Origin of the sequence: Streptomyces sp. NPDC046925 (assembly GCF_040644915.1) — a bacterium.
Taxonomy (GTDB): domain Bacteria; phylum Actinomycetota; class Actinomycetes; order Streptomycetales; family Streptomycetaceae; genus Streptomyces.
Genome location: NZ_JBEYWZ010000013.1, coordinates 1 through 22,266, shown reverse-complemented (window position 1 = coordinate 22,266; position 22,266 = coordinate 1). Strand labels below are relative to the sequence as shown.

The 22,266-nt window shown below is 69.7% G+C and carries 15 protein-coding genes; 10 read left to right on the top strand and 5 right to left on the bottom strand.

Annotated features, from left to right (window positions below; genetic code table 11):
* The first annotated feature begins 65 nt into the window (after nucleotides 1-65).
* Complete coding sequence (locus tag ABZ906_RS36510) at nucleotides 66-6,566, top strand: thioester reductase domain-containing protein (protein ID WP_361390152.1); 6,501 nt, start codon at nucleotides 66-68, stop codon at nucleotides 6,564-6,566.
* A gap of 87 nt (nucleotides 6,567-6,653) precedes the next feature.
* Here the strand turns inward: ABZ906_RS36510 and ABZ906_RS36505 are convergent, their stop codons facing one another.
* Nucleotides 6,654-7,358, bottom strand: coding sequence for a TetR/AcrR family transcriptional regulator (locus ABZ906_RS36505; protein ID WP_361390150.1), 705 nt, complete (start codon nucleotides 7,356-7,358; stop codon nucleotides 6,654-6,656).
* 295 nt (nucleotides 7,359-7,653) lie between these two features.
* On the opposite strand from ABZ906_RS36505, the gene ABZ906_RS36500 reads away from it, so the two are divergent.
* Nucleotides 7,654-8,436, top strand: a complete 783-nt coding sequence (locus tag ABZ906_RS36500) for a siderophore-interacting protein (RefSeq protein ID WP_361390148.1) — start codon at nucleotides 7,654-7,656, stop codon at nucleotides 8,434-8,436.
* A gap of 11 nt (nucleotides 8,437-8,447) precedes the next feature.
* On the opposite strand, the gene ABZ906_RS36495 is transcribed toward ABZ906_RS36500, so the two are convergent.
* Complete coding sequence (locus tag ABZ906_RS36495; RefSeq protein WP_361390146.1) at nucleotides 8,448-10,697, bottom strand: BTAD domain-containing putative transcriptional regulator; 2,250 nt, start codon at nucleotides 10,695-10,697, stop codon at nucleotides 8,448-8,450.
* An 870-nt stretch (nucleotides 10,698-11,567) separates the two neighbouring features.
* Here ABZ906_RS36495 and ABZ906_RS36490 point away from each other — a divergent pair.
* From ABZ906_RS36490 to ABZ906_RS36475, 4 genes are all read left to right on the top strand, one after another.
* Complete coding sequence (locus ABZ906_RS36490) at nucleotides 11,568-11,978, top strand: nuclear transport factor 2 family protein (RefSeq protein ID WP_361196042.1); 411 nt, start codon at nucleotides 11,568-11,570, stop codon at nucleotides 11,976-11,978.
* Between the two features lie 204 nt (nucleotides 11,979-12,182).
* The gene (locus tag ABZ906_RS36485) at nucleotides 12,183-13,730 is read left to right on the top strand and encodes an acyl-CoA carboxylase subunit beta (protein ID WP_361390144.1); all 1,548 of its coding nucleotides are present in this window, start codon (nucleotides 12,183-12,185) and stop codon (nucleotides 13,728-13,730) included.
* A 156-nt stretch (nucleotides 13,731-13,886) separates the two neighbouring features.
* Nucleotides 13,887-14,117 (top strand): acyl-CoA carboxylase subunit epsilon, encoded by a 231-nt coding sequence (locus ABZ906_RS36480; RefSeq protein WP_361390142.1) that lies wholly within the window; start codon nucleotides 13,887-13,889, stop codon nucleotides 14,115-14,117.
* Between the two features lie 80 nt (nucleotides 14,118-14,197).
* Nucleotides 14,198-14,719, top strand: coding sequence for a flavin reductase family protein (locus ABZ906_RS36475; RefSeq protein ID WP_361390140.1), 522 nt, complete (start codon nucleotides 14,198-14,200; stop codon nucleotides 14,717-14,719).
* A 132-nt stretch (nucleotides 14,720-14,851) separates the two neighbouring features.
* On the opposite strand, the gene ABZ906_RS36470 is transcribed toward ABZ906_RS36475, so the two are convergent.
* Entirely contained in the window at nucleotides 14,852-16,549 is a 1,698-nt protein-coding gene (locus ABZ906_RS36470) for a DHA2 family efflux MFS transporter permease subunit (protein ID WP_361390138.1), read from the bottom strand.
* Nucleotides 16,550-16,734: 185 nt separating this feature from the next.
* Between ABZ906_RS36470 and ABZ906_RS36465 the strand changes: the two genes are divergently transcribed.
* Nucleotides 16,735-17,349, top strand: a complete 615-nt coding sequence (locus ABZ906_RS36465; protein WP_361390136.1) for a TetR/AcrR family transcriptional regulator — start codon at nucleotides 16,735-16,737, stop codon at nucleotides 17,347-17,349.
* 797 nt (nucleotides 17,350-18,146) lie between these two features.
* Nucleotides 18,147-20,030: a BTAD domain-containing putative transcriptional regulator gene (locus ABZ906_RS36460; protein WP_361390134.1), complete on the top strand. Its 1,884-nt coding sequence runs from the start codon at nucleotides 18,147-18,149 to the stop codon at nucleotides 20,028-20,030.
* Nucleotides 20,031-20,254: 224 nt separating this feature from the next.
* Here the strand turns inward: ABZ906_RS36460 and ABZ906_RS36455 are convergent, their stop codons facing one another.
* Nucleotides 20,255-20,452 (bottom strand): hypothetical protein, encoded by a 198-nt coding sequence (locus tag ABZ906_RS36455; RefSeq protein WP_361196029.1) that lies wholly within the window; start codon nucleotides 20,450-20,452, stop codon nucleotides 20,255-20,257.
* A 130-nt stretch (nucleotides 20,453-20,582) separates the two neighbouring features.
* Here ABZ906_RS36455 and ABZ906_RS36450 point away from each other — a divergent pair, with 130 nt between their 5' ends.
* Nucleotides 20,583-21,311, top strand: a complete 729-nt coding sequence (locus ABZ906_RS36450; RefSeq protein WP_361196027.1) for a TetR/AcrR family transcriptional regulator — start codon at nucleotides 20,583-20,585, stop codon at nucleotides 21,309-21,311.
* Nucleotides 21,312-21,353: 42 nt separating this feature from the next.
* Here ABZ906_RS36450 and ABZ906_RS36445 read toward each other — a convergent pair whose 3' ends face one another.
* Nucleotides 21,354-22,103: an alpha/beta fold hydrolase gene (locus ABZ906_RS36445; protein ID WP_361390132.1), complete on the bottom strand. Its 750-nt coding sequence runs from the start codon at nucleotides 22,101-22,103 to the stop codon at nucleotides 21,354-21,356.
* On the opposite strand from ABZ906_RS36445, the gene ABZ906_RS36440 reads away from it, so the two are divergent.
* Nucleotides 22,029-22,266: Hsp70 family protein (locus ABZ906_RS36440; protein ID WP_361390130.1), on the top strand; the 238-nt coding region annotated here is incomplete at its 3' end. The two genes, ABZ906_RS36445 and ABZ906_RS36440, sit on opposite strands and share 75 nt — an antisense overlap.

Here is a 22,266-nt window from a genome sequence, read left to right as displayed (position 1 = left end):
CCGGCCGCCCGCCCACCGTCATAAGACTTTTTGAACTTCCTGAAAGGGATACCGAGTCGATGCCGATGTCCAACGAAGACAAGCTTGTCGACTACCTCAAGCGGGTGACGTCCGACCTCCAGGAGACCCGCAGGCGGCTGGCCGAGCGGGAGGCGGCCGACGACGAGCCCGTCGCCATCGTGGGCATGGCCTGCCGTTACCCCGGCGACGTGGCATCGCCCGCCGATCTGTGGAACCTGGTCGACCGGGGGACCGACGCGGTCACGGAACTGCCGCACGACCGCGGCTGGGACATCGAGAAGATCAAGGAGAAGAGCTACTCGGTCGAGGCGGGCTTCGTGCACGACGCCCCCCTGTTCGACCCGGGGTTCTTCGGCATCTCTCCGCGCGAGGCCGTGGCGATGGACCCGCAGCACCGGCTCCTCCTGGAGACCTCCTGGGAGCTGTTCGAGCACGCGGGCCTGGACGTCACCGCGTTCAAGGGCAGCCGCACCGGTGTCTTCGTCGGCATCGTGGAGGAGAGCTACCTCGGGCTCAACGCCCCCGAGGAGTTCGAGGGCTACCTCATGACCAGCAAGCTCAGCAGCGTCGCCTCCGGCCGGATCTCCTACACGTACGGCTTCGAGGGCCCCGCGGTCTCCCTCGACACGGCCTGCTCCTCGTCGCTCGTCGCGATGCACTCGGCGATACGGTCGCTGCGGTCCGGCGAGTCGACACTGGCCGTCGCCGGTGGCGTGACGGTCAGCTGCGACCCGGGCGGCCTCATCGACTTCGCCAAGCAGCGCGGTCTCGCCGCCGACGGCCGCTGCAAGTCCTTCGCCGCCGCTGCCGACGGCACCGCATGGTCGGAGGGCGCGGGTCTGGTGCTGCTTGAGCGGTTGTCGGATGCGCGGCGCAATGGTCATCGGGTGCTTGCGGTGGTGCGGGGTTCGGCGGTGAATCAGGACGGTGCGTCGAATGGTCTGACGGCGCCCAATGGCCCCTCGCAGGAGCGGGTGATCCGGGAGGCGTTGGGCAGTGCGGGTCTGTCGTACGCGGATGTGGACGCGGTGGAGGCGCACGGCACCGGCACGCGTCTCGGCGACCCGATCGAGGCGCAGGCCCTGCTTGCCACGTACGGGCAGCAGCGCCGTGACGGGCGGCCGCTGTATCTGGGCTCGCTGAAGTCGAACATCGGGCACAGCGTCGCCGCCGCCGGTGTCGGCGGTGTGATCAAGATGGTGGAGGCGATACGGCGGGGCGTCCTGCCGAAGACGCTGCACGTCGACGCCCCGACACCGGAGGTCGACTGGGACTCCGGCGCGGTGGAACTGCTCACCGAGGCAAGGCCCTGGCCCGCGACCGGCGCGCCGCGCCGGGCCGCCGTCTCCTCCTTCGGCGTGAGCGGGACGAACGCGCACGTGGTCCTCGAAGAAGTCCCGGAAGAGCCCGCACCGGAGCCCGTGGCCGCCGGTGGTTCGTCGCCGGAGGTGCTGCCGTGGGTCGTGTCCGGCCGGACCGCCGAGGGCGTACAAGGCCAGGCGGCGCGGCTCCTCGCTGCCGTGGAGGCCGATCCCGCGCCGGCGCCCCGTGACGTGGCCTGGTCGCTGGTGTCGAGCCGTGCGGTCTTCGAGGACCGCGCGGTCGTCACCGGCGGCTCCCGCGACGAACTGGTCGCGGGACTCGGCGCGTTGGCCCGCGGTGAATCCGCGCCGGGCGTCGTCAAGGGCACCGCGTCCGGCACGGCGGCGCGTCCGGTGTTCGTGCTGCCCGGCCAGGGCACGCAGTGGGCGGGCATGGCGGTGGGGCTCCTCGACTCCTCACCGGTGTTCGCCGAGCGGATGGCCGAATGCGGCCGGGCGCTCGCCGAGTTCGTGGACTGGGACCTGGAGGGCGTGCTCCGCCAGACGCCCGGCGCGCCGACACTGGAACGCGTCGACGTCGTACAGCCGGCGTCCTGGGCGGTAATGGTGTCGCTGGCGGCGCTCTGGCGCTCCTACGGAGTGGAACCGGCGGCGGTGGTGGGCCACTCGCAGGGCGAGATCGCGGCCGCCTGCGTGGCCGGCGCGCTGACCCTGGCCGACGGGGCACGCGTGGTGGCACTGCGGTCACAGGCCATCGCCGCCGGTCTGGCCGGCGGGGGCGGCATGGTGTCCGTGGCGCAGGCTCTCGAGGACGTCGAGACGCGTCTCGCCCGCTATCCCGGCCGCCTTGAGGTCGCCGCCCTGAACGGCCCCGCGTCCGTCGTGGTGGCGGGCGACCCCGACGCGCTCGACGAACTCCTCGCGGAATGCGGGGCCGCGGGCGTACGGGCCCGGCGCATCGCGGTGGACTACGCCTCGCACACCTGGCACGTGGAGCGCATCGAGGACGAACTGGCCCGCGTGCTCGCCGACGTCCGCCCGCAGCCCTCCGAGGTGCCGTTCTTCTCGACGATGACCGGCACGTGGCTGGACACCTCCACGATGGACGCCGGGTACTGGTACCGGAACCTGCGCCAGACCGTACGCTTCCACTCCGCCGTCGAATCACTCGCCGCCGAGGGCTTCGGCACGTTCATCGAGGTCAGCGCGCACCCGGTGCTGTCCATGAGCGTCCAGGAAATCCTGGAGAGCGCTTCGCGGCCGGACGTCCCGGTCGTGGTGGCCGGAACCCTGCGCCGCGACGAGGGCGGCCTCGGCCGGTTCCTGACCTCGCTCGCCGAGGTATGGGTGCAGGGCGTGGACGTCGACTGGACCGGCGCCCTCGGCGGTGCTGACGTCCGGCGGGTGGACCTGCCCACCTACGCCTTCCAGCGCAAGCGGTACTGGCTCGACGAGCAGGCAGTGACCGGGGACGCGGCGAGCCTCGGCCTCGCCGGTGCCGGGCACGCGATCCTGGGCGCCGCGGTGCCGGTCGCGGACGGCGACGAAGTCCTGCTCACCGGGCGGCTGTCCCGGCTCACCCACCCCTGGCTCGCCGGGCACACGGTCCTCGGCTCCGACGTCGTACCGTCCTCGGTGTTCGTCGAACTCGCCGTCCGCGCGGGCGACGAGACGGGCTGCACCGCCCTCGACGAACTGACCCTCGCCGCCCCGCTGGTCCTCCCGCAGACCGGCGGGCTGCAGCTCCAGGTGCGCGTCGGCGCGTCCGACGACACCGGCCGCCGCACCGTCACCGTCTCGGCGCGCACCGACGCCGCCGACACGCTCTGGACGGTCCACGCGTCCGGCTTCCTGAGCGCCGACGCCACGGCCGACGAGACCGGCATCGCGGAATGGCCGCCGCCCGGCGCCGAGGACATCGCCCTCGACGACTCCGAGGCGCCGGGCGCCCCGGGGACGCTGCCGGGCGTCACCGCCGCCTGGCGCTCCGGCGACAGCCTGTTCGCGGAGGTGAGCATCCCCGAACAACTCCAGGCGGGATGTGCCTACTTCGGGCTGCACCCGGCGCTCCTCGACATGGCCGTACAGGTCGTACGCCTGGCCGGGGACGAGCAGGGGAGCAGCGCCGCGCCGATCGCCGCCGACTGGCGCGGGGTGCGCCTGCACGCCACCGGGGCCGCCGCCCTGCGCGTCCGGATCGACCGGGCCGCGGACGGCTTCACCCTGCTGGCGGCCGACCGTGTCGGACACCCCGTCCTCAGCGCCGAGCGAGTCGAGCCGCGCGCCCTGACCGCCCAGACCCTCAACACCTCGCTCAAGCACGGCTACGACGCGCTGTTCGAGACGGCATGGCAGCCCCTGCGCGGCACCCGCGCGGACACCGGCGCCCCGCGCTGGGGCCTGCTCGGCGACCGCCCCGGCCTCACCCTGCCCGGCGCCCCGGTCTTCGCCGACACCGCCGCCGTCGCGGCGGCCGAAACGCCGGTGGACGCCGTACTCCTCGACCTCACCCGGCCCCACGAGGCGCCGTCCGGAGCGGACGTCCCCGGCTTCGTACGCGCCGCCGCACACCGGATGCTGGCGCTGCTCCAGGAATGGCTCGCACAGGAACGGCTCGCCGCCACCCGGCTCGTCGTGGCGACCCGGGGCGCGATGAGCCCGCTGGGGGAGGGGACGGCCGATCCGCAGGCCGCCGCGCTGTGGGGCCTCGTGCGCTCGGCGCAGTCGGAGGCGCCGGGGCGGATCGTGCTCGTCGACCTCGACGGCGACCCGCGCTCCGTCGACGCACTGGCGACGGTCCTCGCCTCGCAGGAGCCGCAGACGGCGATCCGCGACGGCGCGGTCCTCGTCCCCCGGCTGCGCCGCGTAGCTCCCCCGGCTCCCCCGGCTCCCCCCGCGACCACGGGGACGGGCCCCGACCGCAACCGGTGGAACCCCGACGGCACGGTCCTCGTCACCGGTGGTACCGGCTCCCTGGGCGCCCTGTTCGCCCGGCGCCTCGTCGTCGAGCACGGCGTGGCACGGCTGCTGCTCGTCAGCCGACGCGGACCCGACGCCCCCGGGGCGGACGAACTGCGCCGCGAACTGACCGGCCTGGGCGCCGAGGTGGAGATCGCCGCGTGCGACATCGTCGACCGCGACGCGCTGACGGATCTCCTGGCCGGCGTGCCCGCCGACCGACCGCTGACCGGCGTCATCCACACGGCCGGTGTCCTGGACGACGGACTGCTCCAGGACCAGACGCCCGAACGCCTCGACACCGTCATGCGCCCCAAGGTCGACGCGGCATGGCACCTGCACGAACTCACCCGCGACCTCGACCTGACGGCATTCGTCCTGTTCTCCTCCGTCGCCGGTGTCATCGGCGGCGCAGGACAGTCCAACTACGCCGCCGCCAACGTGTTCCTCGACGCCCTTGCCGAGCACCGCGCCGCGGCGGGACTCGCCGCCACCTCCGTGGCCTGGGGCGTGTGGACCCAGGACAGCGGCATGACCGGCCACCTCGACGAAGCCGACCTCAACCGCATCGCCCGCGGCGGCTTCCGCCCCATCGGCCAGGAGCAGGGCCAGGCCATGCTCGACACCGCGCTGCGGCTCGGGACGCCCGCCACGGTGGGCATGCCGCTCGACGCGGCAACCCTGCGCGAACGGCCCTCGCAGGTACCGGCCGTGCTGCGCGGACTGCTGCGCACGCCGGTGCGCCGCACGGCCCAGAACGTCGACAACGGCTTCGACACCCTGCTCGGACGCCTCGCCGGACTCGACGAGAAGGAGCAACTGAGCCGGGTGCTCGACCTGGTGCTCGCCGAGACCGCCACCGTGCTCGGGCACATGAACGCCGACGGCATCCGCCCCAAACAGCGGTTCTCGGATCTCGGCTTCGACTCCCTGACCTCCGTCGAACTGCGCAACCAGCTGTCGGGCACCACCGGTTGCCGGCTCCCGGCCACGGTCGTCTTCGACCGGCCCACGCCGACGGAGCTCGCGGCCTTCCTGCGGACCGTCCTGCTCGAACGGCTCGGGGACGAGGTGTCCACCTCGCGCGACGCGGTGGACTTCGCCGCCGAGATCGACCTGCCCGCCGACATCGTCCCCGCCGACGAGGTGTCGTACGAGGTCACGGACCCGCAAGAGGTCCTGCTCACCGGTGCTACCGGCTTCCTCGGCGCCTTCCTGCTCCGTGACCTGATGCGCACGGGCCGCTCCACGGTCCACTGCCTGGTCCGCGGCGCCGACGAAGAGGCCGCCCTCGCACGGCTGCGGGCGGGCCTCGAATGGTTCCGGGTGTGGGACGAGATCGACCCCGCGCGTCTCTCCGTGGTCGTCGGCGATCTCGCAGCGCCCCGACTGGGCCTCGACGAGGAGCGGTTCGACGGCCTCGCCCGGCGCGTGGACGCCGTCTACCACGCCGGAGCCACCGTCAACTGGCTCTACCCGTACACGGAGTTGAAGGCACCCAACGTGTCCGGCACGGTCGAGGTGCTGCGGCTCGCGGCACGCCACCGCTCGGTGCCCGTCCACTACGTGTCGACGACCGGTGTCTTCGCCGGATCCGAGCCCGGCGGACTGCCCCGCAAGCCCGAGGACCCGACCGCGCCCGTCGAGCGGCAGCCCACCGGTTATGTGCAGAGCAAGTGGGTGGCGGAGCAGATCGTGGGCCTCGCCGTGGAACGGGGGCTGCCGGTCACCATCCACCGGGCCGACGTCATCTCCGGCGACCGGGCGACCGGCGCCTGCCAGACCAGCGACTTCGTGTGGCTCAGCCTCAAGGGCCTGGTCCAGGCCGGGGCCGCGCCCGAAGGGCTCGGCGGGGACGTGCACTTCGTGCCGGTCGACTACGTCAGCGCAGGGATCGTGGCCCTGTCCGGGAAGAAGGAGGCGTCCGGGCAGATCTTCCACTTCTTCAACCAGAGCGGGGCGACCTTCCGCATGTGCGTGGAGTACCTGCGGGGGTACGGCTACGCCATCGACGAGGCGGACCACGACAGCTGGCGCGCCCTCGTACAGGCGGACCGCGACAACGCCATGCTGCCGCTCTTCGACGCCTTCGAGGCGATCGCCCTCGCCGGCGACGGCTCCAACGCGGGCATCGACACGACGTCCACGGAGGCCGCCCTCGTGGGCACCGGCGTCGAGTGCCCTCCGCTCACCGAGGAACTCTTCCGCACGTACGTCGAGTTCTTCGTGGGCGTCGGCCACTTCCCCGCGCCGGGCACGCGCTGACCCGCGCCGGGCACGCGCTGAGGGGCCTCCCGGTCGCCCGCCCCGTCCCTCTCTCCCGGAGGACGGAGGGCGGGCGGCCGGGCATCGCTAAGAGGCCCGCGGCGGCTCGTACTCGAGGTTGTGCATGGCGCAGAGCTCTTTGAGGTTCTCCTCGAAGACCGGCTCGAGGTCCGAGTAGGCGAAGTCCAGCTGGTGGAGGACTTCCATGCACAGCAGGCCGTAGAGCCTGATCCAGCTCGTCAGGAACTGATGCAGCGCCTCGGGAGGCAGCGGGCTCTGGGACCTGGCGGCGTAATCGAGGATCTGCTCCTGCAAAGAAGGGGCCAGATCCTCGAACGGCGTCGCCGGGTAGGGGTTCTGCTCCCAGATCTCGACGAACTGGTCGAGGAAGACCTTCTCGAACTGCTGTCCGGCGCGCAGCCGCGGCGACTCCGCGTCGTCGCGGGACGCCGCGTGGACCGGGCTCGCGAACATCCAGCTGAACTCGCCGGGATGGTCGATGGCCCAGGCCCGCATCGAGCGACAGGTGGCAGCGAGGCGTCTGCCGGGCCGCTCCGGCGGGCAGGCGTCCCGCGCTGCCTGCATGGTCGTCGTCAGCTCCTGGTAGAAGTCCGCGATCACCGCTTCGACCAGCGCGTCATGGCTGGCGTAGTAGCGGTATACGGCGGGGCCGCTCATGCCCATCTCGCGGGCCACGGCGTTGACCGTCACGCCCGTCGGTCCGTGCTTGCGCAGGAGCTGGCGGGCCGTGCTGCGGATCTCCAGCAGGGTGGCTTGCCGACGCTTCTGCACGCGGCTGCTTGACGTCTGCTGCGGCATCTCAGTCCTCACTTCCAGTTATTGACATGATAGGCAACCTATGGTTTGTTAGTGGCAGTAATCTAAGTCATTGCGTAAAACATTAATGAGCAAGCGACGCATAGTCCACAGTTGCGATTCGCGGAGCCGGGATGTGAAAGCGCTTGCCGGGACGGCGGGCTGCGGCGCTGACGCAGGAGTGAGGGACGCCCCGACCGAGCGGCTGATCGACACGCTGAGGAAGGGCGCCACATGCCCTGGCATCACTTGATCAGGAGAAGGAGTCCTCATGCCGGACGGTACGGTGAAGCCCGCGCGGCGCCCGTCACTCAATCCCCTTGAACACATCTTCGCCAAGCAGCGGCTCGAAGGGGTGATCACGGAGACGGGATCGGTGACCCCGACGATGAAGCGCATCAGGATCGCCGCCGACGGGTTGGGCGGGGCGGCCATTCCTCCGGGGCGTCACATCCGGATCCAGATCAACGACCCTCTGTCGTTGTACGGGATCCTGCGCCCCGGTGAAACCCTCCGCACCTATTCGGTCTGGGATCAGTCGGATGACGGCCGGGAAGTCGAGATCCGGGCCCATCTCTACGACGGCGAGGGTATCGGACTGCGCTGGGCCCGCGATGTCCAGGTCGGCCAAGAGGTCTCGTTCTGGGGGCCGTTGGGCGACTTCGACCTCCGACCGGAAGCTCCGTACCACGTGTTCATCGGCGAGGAGACGGCGTCCGCCGCCTTCGGCCCGATGATCAGGGCGCTCGGGGCCGAGGCGCATGTGTACGGGGTCCTCGAAAGCGAGTCACCCGACGACGAGGTGCCCGTGCCCGGCCCGCACGTCCTGCGGCGCGTGTTCCGCAAGGGCGCGTCCCCGGTCTCCTCGCAGGCCATGCTCGGCGCCGTGTCGGAGCTCGGCCTCCCCGAGGAGCCCGGCATGGCGTATGTCGCGGGTGAGGCGCGCACCTGCCAAGCGGTCCGGGACCACCTCGTGCACGTGCGCAAGTGGCCTCGTACGCAGATCAAGGTCAAGCCCTTCTGGACCCCCGGCAAGAAGGGACTTCACCACTGAACCACTCGCAGTCAGGGAGTGCAGTCGGCGAGGCCCGGGAGCGGCCGGTTCGCGGGAGCGGCCGCCGGAGGCTTCGCCGGCATCCGGCGGGACGCGCCCGGCGGATCGATGGAGATGGTCGTGAAGTGAGGTGTCCCGCCGCCCCAGCCGGGACGCCGGTCGAAGAGCTGGGGGCGCGCCGTGGCCACGATGAATAAGGGGGCCCGTGCCACCTCACCGCTCATTCTGCCGACGAAGTCCAGCAGGGCGTTGTCCGCCTCGTGCAGATCGTCGACGAACATGACGAGGGGGCAGTCCTGCGCGATGCGCTCCAGGGGGTTCTGACCGAGCTTCAGGGACTGCGTCAGATCGATCTCCAGTGCCTCGTTCCCGTACGGATCGAAGAGCGGACTCTTTCGCAGATGGAAAAGGCGAGCACCACGGCCCGGCCGCAGTTCCCGGTCGGGGCCGCAGGGCGACAGGAACCAGGTGGCGGCCGGCTGCCCCATGGAGCGGCGCTCGAACTCCTTGAGCAGCCTGCTCTTTCCGATGCCGGGTTCTCCGACGATCGTGACCACATGCGGAGTCTCGCGGTGCCGGACGCGCTCCAGCATGCCGCGCAGGAGGTCGAGTTCGATCTCCCGGTCCACCACACCCGCCGGCGGCCGCTCGGTGCGCGAGCGCGACCGATTCACCTTCCAGGCCTGCGGTGATTCGCTGACGGAGACGAAGGTATGCGCCGACGCGGTCAGTTGCCGGGTGTTCCCGCAGACCCAGATCTCCCCCGCGGAGGTCCGGGACAGCAGGGACTGGCACTCGTCGAGCAGCGTTCCGTCCGCCGACCGGAGGGAGTCGGAGCCGTCGTTCTCGTAGCGCAGCAGGGCTTCCCCCGTGGAGATCGCGGCATGGACCGCGGCCTCGCCGGCCCGCCGGGCGGAGCGGTCGAGCGGAGTGACCGTGGGAGCGGTATGGAACTCGTCCCGGATGGCGACGGCGGCGCGCACGGCCCGTTCGGCATGGTCGTGTCCCTCGCGGCCCGGGCCGAACACGGCCAGCTGCGTGGACCCTATGGAGCTGATCACCGATCCGCCCAGCTCACCCACGAGTTCGCGGACACGGCCGGTCAGGCGGTCGCGCAGTTCGTCGGTGCCGTTCGGGCGCCCGCCGCCCGCGGTCGGCCGGAGCCCGGTTCTGAGCAGAAGCACGCTCACCGGGCGGCGTCGGCTCGCCGAGGCGGTGGGCTGGATCGGCACCCGCACGCGCGTCCTGAAGCCGTGCGTGTCGGAGGTGATGACCTTGCTGTGCTCCGTGTCCTCGTGCTGGGTGTCGGCGTGGACCGTGTTTTCGTAGAGGGCGTCTTCGCGGGCCGCGTTCTCCTGCGCGTTCGGCCGGACCGGGTTCGGAGCCGGAGCCGGGGCCGCGGCCGCCCGGGGCTGTGCGGACCGCGCCGGTTTCTGGTCCTCGGGCGCGTCGGCTCCCGTCCGTACGAGGGAGAGCGCGGGCGACGGGGACTCGGGCGGCGACAGCTTGGAGTCCTGGGTCAGGATCGCCTGCTGAAGGGAGTGCAGTTCGCGCCGCGGCTCCAGGCCGAGGTTCTCGATCAGGGACGCGCGGACCCGGCTGAAGACGTTCAGCGCGTCCGCCTGCCGGCCGCACCGGTACAGGGCCAGCATCAACTGTCCGCACAGGCGCTCGCGCAGGGGCTGTGCCTCGACCATCGACTCGAGGGCGCCGAGCGCGGACTGATGCCGACCGCAGCGCAGCTCCGCCTCGAAGTAGTCCTCCATGGCGCTGAGTCGGGCACTCTCCGCCGCGTCGAGCTCGGGCCAGTTGATCCCGCTCTCGACGAGGTCGGCCATGGCCTGGCCGTGCCACAGGGACAGGGCGTCGCGGAGGATGACCGCGGCGTGCGCGGGGGAACCGGATTCGAGGGCGGTGCGCCCTTCCTGTATCCGGCGGTGGAAGAGGTGCAGGTCGACCTGGTCGCGCTCGACCTGCATGACGTAACCGGGAGCCTTCGTGAGCAGAATCCCGTTCTGGCGGTCGGTGCCGCTGGCCGCGAGTGATCCGCGTAGACCCCAAACAGCGTTCTGCAGGATCTTGCGCGCCGTGGTCGGCAGTGTTCCGTCTGCCCACAGCGCGCTGAGGAGTTCTCGGGTGGGGACCACCCGATTGGCGTTCAGGAGCAGATACCCCAGCGTGGCGCGCTGTTTGGTCCCGCCCAGGGCGATGGGCTGGCTGCCGTCGAGGACTTCCAATGGCCCGAGTATTCGAAACCACATGACTGCTCCTCAATTTACTGAATCAGTGTCAGCAGACTCGTGTCTCTGTTGAGCATTCGAGGTTGAGTATTCAATTTTCACGGCCCGGGTGAAAAGCCGGCGAAAAGCCGGTGACGACCCGAGGGTTGCCCGGTCCTCCGGTTCCACGCCGGGCAAAACCGAGGGCGGGTCTCAGGGACGTCGGGGCCGGGAACTCGTGCCGGACCGCGGGGAAGGTCCGCGCCCTCGCGACGGGCGGGACGGATGAGGAATCTAGGGGGCGGAACTACTGATTCCGCAAGGCGCCGGCCACAGGCTCCCGGCGCCGATGGCGGACGGAGCGGGCAATGCGCCGACGAGTGACGCTGAAACGGCTGATGCACAGGCTTGTTGCAAGTGCGGTATCTCCCCATGTGTGCCACCCGCTGACGCCCTGAGGCACAAGCGGTACCCCGTGTGTGACGAACACAAGCCCTTCGGCGGTCAGTCCGTTTTGGGCCAGTAGGGTCACTCTAACCATCGTGATGCCCTAAAACAAGTGTGACTAACAGTGCCGTGCTGTGGTATCAGACACTGCTCGAAGCTCCGTTCGAGAGATCTTCGATGGGGCGTTCCGGCCGGTCAACGCCGCTTCCGCTTCCCTCTCATTGTTCCGTCTTCGATTGTCCATTAAGGAGCAATCGAGCTCTCTGTGGCGGGTGTTCGGCGCTTTCCTGGCCGGATATGTGAGGGTCCGGCCGGTGTAGCCTCCGATGAGTTCACGTCAGCTCGGAAACCGGGCAGAACGTGGCGATCTTTGGGCCGGCCCGGTGCGAACGGTGTGCCGAAGCCCTGTCGCACCGCCGGAGCCCGGCCTTTCTCGTCAACCAACCCCCAACACCGGGAGCAGTCATGACGTTCACTGACGCGAAGAGCGTTGTCCTCGGCTATCTCAAGGCCATCGACGAGCGGGACGCGGACGCCATTCAGGCGACCCTCTGGGAGGACGCCGAATTCCGCATTCCCGGCGATCATCCTCTCGCCGGTAACTGGGTCGGTCTGGACGAGATCCTCAACAAGTTCATGCTGCCGCTGATGGAGCTGTTCTCCACCGAAGTCCCCTACACCATCGAGATTTCGCAGGTCATAGCCGAGGGCGACACGGTCGTGCTCGACTGCGTGGCCCGTGCCGCGGCCCGCTCCGGCGAGCCCTACGAGGCGAACATCGTCTCGGTGTTCTCCATCCAGGACGGCCGCATCAAGGCCATGCGCGAGTTCTTCGACACGCAGTACTTCACGCGGACTCTCTTCGGCGCCAGCTGAACAGGCTCCAGGGAAGGCCGAGTTACCGCCGTGTGAGCGCACCCGCATAGCGTCGGAGACCACTCCGCGCGGCACGTAGCGCCCTCGAGACCCGCTGGGCGGGCGTGCCGCGGGTCATCCCGGGCGGTCATCGCGGCGTCGCTTCCCACCCTGTGAAGCGAACGCCGCGGCGGCCGTTCCCCGGCCGAGAGGCGGCTATCGGTAGTGACACGCAATCAGGTCTCCGAACTGCACGAGATCCGTGCGCAGGCGCTGGCCGGACCCAGCGACAAGGCGACGGAGTCACAGCACGCCAAGGGCAAGCTGACCGCGCGGGAGCGCATCGAACTCCTCCTGGACGAAGGCAGTTTCCGGGAGGTCGAGCAGTTGCGGCGGCACCGGGCGACCGGGTTCGGGCTTGAGGCGAAGAAGCCGTACACGGACGGTGTGATCACCGGCTGGGGGACGGTGGAGGGCCGCACGGTCTTCGTCTACGCGCATGACTTCCGGATCTTCGGCGGCGCCCTTGGCGAGGCGCACGCCACGAAGATCCACAAGATCATGGACATGGCGATCGCGGCCGGGGCGCCGCTGGTCTCGTTGAACGACGGCGCGGGCGCCCGGATCCAGGAGGGCGTCTCGGCGCTGGCCGGCTACGGCGGCATCTTCCAGCGCAACACCAAGGCGTCCGGGGTGATCCCGCAGATCAGCGTGATGCTCGGCCCGTGCGCCGGCGGCGCGGCGTACTCGCCCGCCCTGACGGACTTCGTGTTCATGGTCCGCGACACCTCGCAGATGTTCATCACCGGCCCGGACGTGGTCCGCGCGGTGACCGGCGAGGAGATCACGCAGAACGGTCTGGGCGGCGCCGACGTGCACGCCGAGACGTCGGGGGTGTGCCACTTCGCCTACGACGACGAGGAGACGTGCCTGGCGGAGGTGCGCTACCTCATCGCGATGCTGCCCTCCAACAACCGGGAGAACCCGCCCGTCCACGAGAGCGACGACCCCGCCGGGCGCCGCTCGGACGTCCTGCTCGACCTGGTGCCGGCGGACGGCAACCGGCCCTACGACATGGCCAAGGTGATCGAGGAACTCGTCGACGACGGCGACTTCCTGGAGGTCCACGAGCGCTGGGCCCGCAACATCATCTGCGCGCTGGCCCGCCTGGACGGCAAGGTGGTGGGCATCGTCGCCAACCAGCCCCAGGCCCTGGCCGGGGTCCTGGACATCGAGGCCTCGGAGAAGGCCGCGCGGTTCGTGCAGATGTGCGACGCCTTCAACATCCCCATCGTCACCCTCCTGGATGTGCCGGGCTTCCTGCCGGGCGTGGACCAGGAGCACGGCGGCATCATCCGGCACGGCGCCAAGCTGCTGTACGCCTACTGCAACGCCACCGTGCCGCGGATCTCGCTGATCCTGCGCAAGGCCTACGGCGGCGCGTACATCGTCATGGACTCCCAGTCCATCGGCGCCGACCTGACCTACGCCTGGCCGACGAACGAGATCGCGGTGATGGGCGCCGAGGGTGCCGCCAACGTCATCTTCCGCCGTCAGATCGCCGCCGCCGAGGACCCCGAGGCGATGCGGCAGAAGATGGTCAAGGAGTACAAGGCCGAGCTGATGCACCCCTACTACGCCGCCGAGCGCGGCCTGGTGGACGACGTCATCGACCCCGCCGCCACCCGCGAGGTCCTCATCAGCTCCCTGGCGATGCTCGCCAACAAGCACGCGGACCTGCCGTCCCGCAAGCACGGCAACCCCCCGCAGTAATCCCTGCGGTAACTCGGCGGTCTTCCGGCACACACATGACATGTGTGTGCCGGAAGACATGTCCCGCCACACATGTCCCGCCACACACATGTCGCGCCACACATCTCAGGCGCCTCCGTCTCCACTGTCCCTCAACACACCAGAGGACCAACTCCCATGACCACTGCAACTCCTGCTCCCGCTCCTGCCCCTGCGTCCGATGCCCACCAGATGCTGCGCGTCGAGAAGGGGCACGCCGAGCCCGAGGAACTGGCGGCCATCGCCGTGATCCTGCTGGCCCGCGCGGCCGCGCCCGCACCGGCTCCGGCCCGCCGCACGCAATCCAGGGCGGGCTGGCGCCGCCTGGAGCGCGAGCCCGGCTTCCGCGCCCCGCACAGCTGGCGCTGAACCGCACCAGTTGACGATGACTGGCTCTCCAGGTCCGGATGCCAGGGTCTGACAGAGGATGACTCGACCGGGAGGTCAGCATGGGCACGACTTCGCCCGCCCGCCGTCAGGTAGACGTAGACGTAGAGATGCCTGTCGGCTCGGCGACACTCCGCAGTGTGCTGCGCGAGGTTCCGACGTCCGTCACCGTGGTCACGGCGACAGCGGGGGGCAGGCCGGCGGGGCTGACCGTGGGGTCGTTCGTGTCGGTGTCCCTGGATCCGCCGCTGATCGGGATCTTCGTCGACGAGAAGTCCTCAAGCTGGCCGGAGATGCGGAACTCGGACACCTTCACCGTCAACGTCCTCGCGGGCGACCAGCAGGAGCTGTGCACGCGGTTCGCGACCAGCGGCAGGGACAAGTTCGCCGGCCTGCCGCTGCGCAAGTCCCCCCTGGGAAACCCCCTGCTCCCCGGCATCGCCGCGTGGATCGACTGCCGTGTCGAGGAGATCCGCAAGCTGGGCGACCACCACTTCGCCCTGGCCAGGGTGACCGACCTGGACACGACATCGGCCCCCACCTCAATAGTCTTCCACCGCGGCACTCTGCACGCGATCCCGTAGGACAGCCGCCTGGTGGTCAGGCGGCCAGCACTTGTGCCCCGAGCTGAGACGACAGCTCGGGGCACAAGTGGTTGAGGCAGGAGCCCGCCGCCGGGAAGTGACTCAACTCAGCGGCGACAGAGCAGAGTTGACCTAGCGGCCCGCCCGCGTGGGTACCGGCTCCTGCTGGGGCTCGGCGCGGTGGTGTTCCTCTGGTGTGGGTGGTTGGGGTCGGGCGGATTTGCGGGGCATCAATACGGCGACGATCAGGGCGCCCGCGCCGAGGGTGATCGCGCCGATCAGGCTGGTCTGTGACACCGCGTCGGAGAAGGCGGAGCCGACCGCGTCGGCCATCTGGGCCGAGCCCTTGGTGATTTCCGCGGCCTGCTGCTTGAGCTGGGCGGCCTCGGCCGGCGACCCGGCTTGCGCGGCCTGCTCGGTCAGTTGCTGGGCCTTCTCCTGGAAGGACTGCGCCACCGCGTTGCCCGCGCCCACCGAGTCCTTCGCGGCCTCAAGGGCCTCCGGCGGCACCTTGCTCCCCTTGGTCTCGTCGGTGAGGTTCGACGCGTACGAGGAGGCGAGCGCCGAGCCGAGCACCGCGATGCCGAGCGATCCGCCCAGTTCGAGGGAGGTGTCGTTCACGGCGCCGCCGACGCCGAGTTCCGACTCCGGGAAGGCGCCCATGATCGTGTCCGTGCACGGGGAGACGGCCAGGCCAAGGGAGAGGCCGAGCAGGGCGAGAGGCGCCACGAAGTCCGAGTACGTGGAACTCCCGTCGACGCCGATGAGCAGCGCAAGGGCCGTCGTACCGCCCACCATGCCCACCGTCACCATGATGCGTGCGCCCAGGCGCGGCGTCAGCGCGCCGGTGAGCGCGGCGCCCAGGAACACGCCGAAGGCGAGCGGCAGCATGCGGATGCCGGTCTCCAGCGGGTCGTAGTCCAGGACGAACTGGAAGTGCTGCGTGAGGTAGTAGAAGACGCCGAACACGGCGAGGAAGAAGACCGCGATGGCGAGGTTGGCGCCGGCGAAGGCGCGCTCGGCGAACTTGCGCACGTCGAGGATCGGCCGCGGGTGGCGCAGCTCCCACCAGACGAACAGGAGCAGGCCGAGCGCGGCGATCCCCGCGGCGGTGAACGCCGACTTGCCCCACCCGAAGTGCGGCCCGTCGATGATCATGTAGATCAGGGCGCCGGACCAGATCACGGAGAGCACGCCGCCGCCGTAGTCGATCCGCCCGCGGTCGCCGGCCTTGGACGGCGGCACCAGGACGTACGCCGCGAGGACCGCGACGACACACACCGGGACGTTGATCAGGAAGGTGGACTCCCAGCCGTTGTCCTTGAGGAGCACACCGGCGATCAGCGGCCCCGCGGCGATGGAGAGGCCCGAGGTGGCCGCCCAGATGGTGATGGCCTTGGCCCGCTCCTCGCGCGGGAACGTCGCCGCGAGCAGCGAAAGCGTCGCGGGCATGATCATGGCGGCGCCGAAGCCCATGACCGCGCGGACGACGATGACTTGGGCGGAGGTGTCCGCGAAGGTGCCGGCCACACCGCCCGCGGCCATGATGAGAAGCCCGAGCACGAGCGAGCCGCGGCGGCCGTACTTGTCGCCGATCGCGCCGAGCAGCAGCATCAGCGCGGCGTACGGAACGGTGTACGCGTCGATGACCCACTGCAGGTCCGAGCTGGACAGATCGAGATCGCGGGTCATGGCCGGAGCTGCGACCGTCAGGGCGGTGTTCGCCATGACCGAGATCATCAGACTCAGGCAGAGCACCAGCAGCGCCCACCAGCGACGGGCATACGGCCCGCTCAACCGCTCGACCGGCTTGTTGACGATTAACGGCATGGGTCCCCCTCCGTTCTTGGTTCCGGCTCTGCGGCCGACCGGGCGGCGGGTGTGCCGACGGGCGGCAATTCCCCCGACGAACGGCAGGTGCGCCGACGGGCGACGGGTGCAGAGCGGCGCAACAGCAAGTTGCACACACCTGTGCAATGTAGCGGTACTTGCACATGCCTGTACAACTAGGAGTCATGAACCCACACGCGTCGAGCCTCAGAGCCGAAGCCAACCGCCGCCACATCCTCGACGTCGGCCTCACCGAACTGCTCCGCGCCCCGGACGCGTCCATGAACCAGATCGCCCTCGCGGCGGGCGTGGCGCGGCGCACCGTGTACGGGCACTTCCCCAGCCGCGAGGCCCTGGTCGCCGCGATCATCGGCGAGGCCATCGAGGCGGTGGAGCAGGCGCACGCCGTGGGCCGCGAAGGCGTCGCGGACCCCGCCGAAGCGCTGGCCCGCTCCCTCCTCGCGGTCTGGGAGGTCGTCGACCGCTACCGCCTGCTGCTCTCCCTCGCCCAGCAGAGCCTGACGATGAAGGGCATCCGCGACCGCCTGGGCGCCGTCCACGAGGCCGGCACCGGTCTCATTCGACGCGCCCTGGAGGAAGGGACGTTCACTTCTCCCCTCCCGGCGGAGGGGTTGCGCTATGTCCTGGAAGGGGTGCTGTTCTCGGTGATGGAGGCCACCAACAACGGGCATGTGCAACCCGAGGAGGCGGGCCGGGCGACCACGGTCACCCTGCTGTGCGCGGCGGGAATGCCGTACGAAAGCGCCGCCGAGTTGGTGGCCAGGATTCTGGACCGGTGAGTTCTGTGCCGCGGGGCACCGCAGCGACGCCCCGCGGCATCATCGTACGGCTCTTGGGTGAATTCCCGGCGCTCTCCGAAGAATACGTGTGCATGAATTTCTTGTAACTCGGAATGACGGGCCCCGACTACCCGCGTTAAGAACACCGAGTTGCAATGCAATGGCCGTGCGGAGAAATGGCGAGGGCCGGTAACGGGGCGCACATCGTGCGCCCACTGTCCGGTCATCGCGCGGTCTTCGGACATCCGATCCGGATCAGGCCAAGACCACCTTGCCGTGCAGCATGCGTGGTCAGACGCGGGACGGCGTCAACTGCACTTGTGGAACGTCAGAATCCGCAATTTTTCAGTCAAGCGGCACACACTATTAGTCTTGTTTCAGTCCCTCACCGCCGTTAGATTGCCGTGTAAGTCGTCCGCGGCGCATATCGGCCGATTACGGGCCGCCAACGAAGCCCCCCACCGTCGCGCACCGCGCCGTCGTGGGAAGAGCAACTGAATCCGTACGTATCTCAGGCGAGCAAGCGGGGAGTCCTGATGTGGTTTCGTATGCTTGGCCCTCTGGAAGTCATCAAGGATGGACGATCTATAGCCCTTGGGGGCACCAAGCAGCGCGCCACACTGGCCTACTTGCTGCTGAATGCGAATCGTGTGGTCCCGACCTCCGAACTGCTTAATGCATTGTGGACGGAAGGGGACGCTCCGACGACGGCGCGTAAAATTCTGCAGAACTCCGTCTGGGGTCTTCGCCGGGCATTCTCGGCTCATGACGACGCGGGGACCCTGTCCGAAACGCTGGTGACGAAGACGCCCGGCTACATGATCCGGGTCGACCCCGAACAGGTCGATCTCCATGTGTTCCACCAGCAGATCGACGAGGGCCGGTCCGCGCTGCACGCGGGGTTCCCGGAGAAGGCGGCGAGGACCCTCAAGGGCGCCCTTGACCTCTGGCAGGGCCAGGCCCTCACCGACCTGGCGGAAGCCGGAATCCGCTGGCCCCAGCTCACCGCCGCCGGGAACACACGGCTCGACACCGTCGAGGACTACTTCGAGGCTCAACTCCAGTGCGGACGGCACCAGTCGACGCTCGGCGCACTGGAGTCGATGGTCGAGTCCGAGCCGCTGCGCGAGCGCATGTGCGGCCAACTCATGCTGGCGCTCTACCGCTGCGGCCGACAGGCCGACGCCCTGGATGTCTACAGCCGCCTGCGGGCCTCGCTGATCGACAACCTGGGCCTGGAACCCCGGCGTGAACTCCAGTCGCTCCAAAAGGCCATCCTGAACCACGACCCGGGCCTCACCCCGTCCGGACCCTCCGTGTCCGCAGAGGACATCGAGAGCGTCGAGAGGGCCGAGAGGGCCGAGAGCGTCGACAGTGCCGAGGCCTCGACCGCGGCGGATCGCGACCCCGTAGAGCTGAGGCCGAGCATCCCCGACCCGGTGTGCGCCGTGGAACAGGCGCCGCCGCACGCCGCGGCCCCTGCGCAGCCGTCGCCCTCGTTGCCCCCGGCGCCTCCGTCGGCCCCGTCGGTGGTGCCGACGGCATCGACCGAGACGCGCGGTGTCGTGAGCGTGCTCCTCCTGAGGCTGGACTTCGGGCCCGCGCCGCAGGACTCACCGTCAGGCGGGGCCGACGATCTGCGCGATGACGTGGCCGACCGCGTCCGCAGCCTGGTCACCGCCTTTGACGGCAGGGTCTTCGGCTCGCTCGGCTCCACCCACCTGGCGATCTTCGACGCCCTGGACTCGGGCGGCAACCACGCATGGTCGGCCGTGCGCGCCGCCATGGCGATCCGCGACGAACTCCACGCGCAGGGCTCCTCCGACCCGCTCCCGCGATCGGACCGGGAACAGCACGGCCCGACGCTCCAGGCCGCGGTGGCGACCGGCGAGGCACGCGTGCGGTACGGCGGGAGCGGGGGCGCCACGACCGGATGGTCCGCCGACGGGGAGCCGCTCGAAGAGAGCCAGTTCCTGCTGCGGCACGCCGAGCCCGGCGAGGTGCTGGTCTGCGGGAAGACGCGTCAGATGACGGCATCCGCGGTCTACTACGACAGTGCGGGCGACATCGCGCACGCGTGGAAGGCCAAGGAGGAGCGCTCCCGCTTTCCCGGATCCCAACTCGGCCCCGCCGACCGGGAGGTGGAACTCGACGTCCTGCACGGCCTGTGGCACCGGGTGCGCCATCACGGCACGCCCCACGTCGTCACCATCCTCGGCGGCCCCAACACCGGCAAGAGCCAACTCCTGGAGGAGTTCGAGCGCCGCATCCTGGACCAGGCGCTCCCGCCCCGGTTCCTCTCGTACTCCCTGCCCCGCCGGCCGCCGGGGCGGTCGTACGAGACGGGGAGCCGCATGGCCGAACTCGCGGGCCTGCTCGAACCCGAGGTGTCGGCCGGCGACCCGGCGGAACCGCGACCGGTGGTGATAGCCATCGACGACCTGCACCTGACCGACGAGACACTCCTGGACTACGTGGGCAATGTGTGCAGCGGGACAGCCAGCGGACCCGTGTTCGTCGTCACGACGGCACGCCCGGAACTCTTCCGCAGGCGGCCCGCCTGGGGCGGCGGCATGTCGCTCACCACGTCCCTTTCCCTGGACCCTCCGGCGCTGTGCCTCAGGAACGTCCTGCGGGACGCCCACCTGCGCACATCCGATGTGCCGGGCCACAGCAACTGACTGCCCGCTCGGGAAGAACCCGGAACCACGACTGACCTCTGACGCGCCACGCCGGTGCGCACGAGTCATGGTGGGGTCTCCTCGCCGGTGAACAAGTATGTGCCGCCGATGAACAAGGACATGCACGGCGCCCTGCACGGACGCGGGTTGATGGGCGCGCAGCCGCACGGGGGAACGGCTGCGCGCCCGGCTCTGTGGGGTATCTCGCCGCGACCGGGCCCGGGTCAGCGCTTTCGCGCCTCCTGCAAGGCCCCCTGGCTCACGGCGCCGCCGGCCACCGCGGCGTCCAGCACGTCGATCAGCCGGGCGATCTGCGCGTTCCTCAGGGAAAGCGCGCGCGAGACACCCCAGACGCTTCCCGCGACGAGGACGAAAGCCGTCGCCGTGAACCGCCAGTCCTCAAAGCTCCGCCGCATCGTCATCCCTCGTGCCTTGACCTATGGACAGTACGAGTTCTACTCAGTAATATTCCAACCACTGACTTAACTTACGAGCTATAACAAACCATAGGCTAGCTATCATGTCAATGGCTACGACTGCGAGGACGAAGCGATGGGCCAGCAAACGTCAAGTCCCTGGGTGAAACGGCGCCGGCAGGCCACACTTCTTGAAATCCGTACTACAGCACGCCAGTTGCTGCGCAAGCACGGCCCGACCGGCGTGACGGTCAATGCCGTGGCCCGCGAGATGGGCATGAGCGGCCCTGCTGTATATCGCTACTACGTCAGTCATGACGCCCTTGTCGAAGCGATCATTACGGACTTTTATCAGGAGCTCACCTCGACGATGCTGGCGGCGCGGGACGCCTGTCCCCCCGAACACCCCGGCAGGCGGCTGCTGTTGACGTGCCGGGCGATGCGCGCCTGGGCCATCGACCACCCCAGCGAGTTCAGCTGGATGTTCGCCAGCCCCGTGATGTCGGCGGTCAAGCCGGACGAGGAGTCCCCCCGCCAGCAGGCCGGGCAGCAATTCGAGAGCGTCTTCCTCGACCAGCTCGCGGACGTATGGAAGCAAGCCCCCTATCCCGTGCCGTCCTTTGACGACCTGTCACCATCCATCCAGCTCCAGATGACCGAGTACTCGGCCCGGACGAGGACCGCGCTGCCGCCCGAGGCCCTGCATCTGTTCCTGTCGAGCTGGATCAAGCTGTACGGCCTGCTGTGCATGGAGATCCTCCGCCAGCTCGACTTCGCCTACAGCGACCTCGAACCGGTCTTTGAGGAGAACCTCTACGAGCTGTGCACGATGCACAACCTGACGTACGAGCCCCCGTCCAAGTAGCACCCGGCCCCGCGGAAGCAGGAGCGAGGGCGGCCGGGCAGCTCAGGAGGAGCGCAGCGACTCGCGCACCGCTGCCGCGACCTGCCCGACCTGGTCCTGGAGATAGAAGTGGCCGCCGGGGAAGACGCGCACCTCGGTGGGGGCCGAGGTGAGGCCCTCCCACTGCGCCGCCTCTTCCGGCGAGACGATGGGGTCCGCCTCCCCGGTGAGCACCGTGACCGGGCAGTCAAGGGAGGCGCCCGGCGTCATGCCGTACGTCGCGAGGGCCCGGTAGTCGGCCCGCACCGCCGGCATGATCATCGAGAGCATCTCCGGATCGTCGAGGACCTCCCTGCCGACACCCCCGAGACGGTGCAGCTCGGTCAGCAACTCCTCGTCCCCGGACAGCCGGTCGCCGGGACGCGGACCCGCGAGCGGAGCGGCACGGCCGGAGACGAACAGACGCGTGAGGTCCTTCGACGGCCGGCCCCCGCGCAGGGACAGAGCCGCCTCGAAGGCCACGAGCGCGCCCATGCTGTGACCGAAGAACGCATACGGACGCCCGTCCGAGAGGACCGCGGCCAACTCCTCGTTGACGGCCTCGGCCATCCGGGGAATCTCCTCGACCGGCTGCTCCCTGTGCCGGTCCTGACGGCCCGGGTACTGCACGCCAAGCACTTCGACGTCCGGCGCCAGCGCTCGCGCGAGGCCCGCGAAGAAGGTGACGGAGCCGCCCGCATGCGGAAAGCACACCAGGCGGATGTCCCCCGGGCCCTTCATCCCCATCCGCCGTATCCAGTGGCTGCTGCCCATGCTCGATGCCCTCTTTCCGTTGTCGTGTCGGTGTCGGTGTCGGTGTCGGTGTCGGTGTCCGGGGAAGGGCGGGCGGCGGCCGGTCCCGGCCTGCCGCCGGCCCCGCGCGGTGTCCCGCAGATCGAGGTCGCCTTCGACATCGACGCCAACGGCATCATGCACG

Bases quoted from the DNA above. Each gene is read 5' to 3' on its own strand.
- ABZ906_RS36510 (WP_361390152.1), top strand. From the start codon at position 66: ATGTCCAACGAAGACAAGCTTGTCGACTACCTCAAGCGGGTGACGTCC.
- ABZ906_RS36500 (WP_361390148.1), top strand. From the start codon at position 7,654: ATGCCGGACGGTACGGTGAAGCCCGCGCGGCGCCCGTCACTCAATCCC.
- ABZ906_RS36495 (WP_361390146.1), bottom strand. From the start codon at position 10,697: ATGTGGTTTCGAATACTCGGGCCATTGGAAGTCCTCGACGGCAGCCAG.
- ABZ906_RS36490 (WP_361196042.1), top strand. From the start codon at position 11,568: ATGACGTTCACTGACGCGAAGAGCGTTGTCCTCGGCTATCTCAAGGCC.
- ABZ906_RS36480 (WP_361390142.1), top strand. From the start codon at position 13,887: ATGACCACTGCAACTCCTGCTCCCGCTCCTGCCCCTGCGTCCGATGCC.
- ABZ906_RS36475 (WP_361390140.1), top strand. From the start codon at position 14,198: ATGGGCACGACTTCGCCCGCCCGCCGTCAGGTAGACGTAGACGTAGAG.
- ABZ906_RS36470 (WP_361390138.1), bottom strand. From the start codon at position 16,549: ATGCCGTTAATCGTCAACAAGCCGGTCGAGCGGTTGAGCGGGCCGTAT.
- ABZ906_RS36465 (WP_361390136.1), top strand. From the start codon at position 16,735: ATGAACCCACACGCGTCGAGCCTCAGAGCCGAAGCCAACCGCCGCCAC.
- ABZ906_RS36455 (WP_361196029.1), bottom strand. From the start codon at position 20,452: ATGACGATGCGGCGGAGCTTTGAGGACTGGCGGTTCACGGCGACGGCT.
- ABZ906_RS36450 (WP_361196027.1), top strand. From the start codon at position 20,583: ATGGGCCAGCAAACGTCAAGTCCCTGGGTGAAACGGCGCCGGCAGGCC.
- ABZ906_RS36445 (WP_361390132.1), bottom strand. From the start codon at position 22,103: ATGGGCAGCAGCCACTGGATACGGCGGATGGGGATGAAGGGCCCGGGG.